Source organism: Bacillus sp. SIMBA_074 (assembly GCF_046534555.1).
GTDB classification, from domain to species: Bacteria; Bacillota; Bacilli; order Bacillales; family Bacillaceae_G; genus Bacillus_A; species Bacillus_A mycoides.
Window position 1 is genome coordinate 1 of sequence record NZ_JAWRYM010001385.1, and the last position, 228, is coordinate 228.

The 228-nt window shown below is 46.1% G+C and carries 1 pseudogene; it reads left to right on the plus strand.

What is annotated here, in order from left to right:
- A pseudogene (locus SB773_RS35245) lies at positions 1-228 on the plus strand (hypothetical protein); the annotation flags it as partial.

A 228-nucleotide genomic window follows, 5' to 3' on the forward strand; every position in this document is an offset into this window, starting at 1 on the left:
CGTCTATACTTATGTTTATAATAGTCCTATTAGATATATTGACCCTACTGGTGAATTTGGTCTTTTCGGTGGTATCTATGGTGCTATTTCTGGTGGTATTGGAGGCTATATTTCTGGTGGATGGCAAGGAGCATTAGCTGGAGCTGGTGCTGGTGCATTAGTTGGTGCTGTTAATCCGTTTGGGGCTAGTGCTGCAGGAGCAGCCGCTGGAGCTGGTATAGCAAGCCT